The sequence below is a fragment of the Acidovorax sp. HMWF018 genome (genome assembly GCF_003061035.1).
Classification (GTDB): Bacteria; Pseudomonadota; Gammaproteobacteria; order Burkholderiales; family Burkholderiaceae_C; genus Acidovorax; species Acidovorax delafieldii.
Window position 1 is genome coordinate 1 of sequence record NZ_QAIM01000452.1, and the last position, 1,105, is coordinate 1,105.

A 1,105-nucleotide genomic window follows, 5' to 3' on the forward strand; every position below is an offset into this window, starting at 1 on the left:
GGCATGGGTTCAACACGCCCTTCGTGATGAGCCTGGTGGCTTTGGGCGGGGGCATCGCGCTCTACGCACTGCTGCGCTGGCAGCGCGAAAAGGGTGCCATCGATGCGCCACCCGTCATGCGCCGCATCAGCGGCCAGCGGGCCTTTGAGGCCACGCTGGCCTCGCTCAGCTTGGTGGGCCGCAATGGCCGCCGCCTGCTGGGCACCGGTCGCCTGCAGTGGCAAATGCTGTGGCTGGTGTGCGCTGCGCTGGTGGCAGGCATCCTGCCCCTGTGGGCGCGGGGCTTGCCTATTGGCGACCGGGTGCAGCTGCCGCTGTCCCCCGCCTTTGCGCTGCTGTGGTTGCTGGGTGCCGTGTGCGCCGTGGCGGCAGCCTGGCAGGCCAAATACCACCGGCTGGCAGCACTGACGCTGCTGGGTGGCTCCGGGCTGTGCGTGTGCCTGACCTTTCTGTGGTTCTCGGCGCCCGACCTTGCGCTCACACAGATCGTGGTGGAGATCGTGACCACCATCCTCATCCTGCTGGGCCTGCGCTGGCTGCCGCGGCGCGACGAGAGCCTGCGCGTGCCCACGCTGGCCGAAGAGCGCCGCACCCAGCTGCGCCGCTACCGCGACATGGCGCTGACGTTGGCTGCGGGTGGTGGCATGGCGCTGCTGTCGTTCGCGATGATGAGCCGCCCCTTCCCCGACAGCACCTCCACCTTCTTTCTGGAGCGTGCGCTTACCGAAGGGGGCGGCACCAACGTGGTCAACGTCATGCTGGTGGACTTCCGGGGCTTTGACACCTTTGGCGAGATCGTGGTGCTGGGCATTGTGGCGCTCACGGTGTATGCGCTGCTGCGGCGCTTCCGCCCTGCGCGCGAGGTGATGGACCTGCCGCCCCAGCAGCGCGCACTGCCCGCCGATGTGGACACCGACCTCGCCAACCCACGCCAGACTGCCGACACCGCCGTGGGCTACCTGATGGTGCCCGCCGTGCTGGTGCGGTTGATGCTGCCGTTTGCCACGCTGGTCGCGGTCTACCTCTTCATGCGCGGCCACAACGAGCCCGGCGGCGGCTTTGTGGCGGGGCTGGTGTTCTCGGTGGCCCTGCTGCTGCAGTACAT

General features: G+C 68.7%; 1 protein-coding gene. It reads left to right on the top strand.

Annotation, left to right across the window (positions count from 1 at the left end; genetic code table 11):
• Positions 1-1,105: hydrogen gas-evolving membrane-bound hydrogenase subunit E (gene mbhE / locus DBR23_RS18790; protein WP_233250562.1), on the top strand; the 1,105-nt coding region annotated here is incomplete at both ends.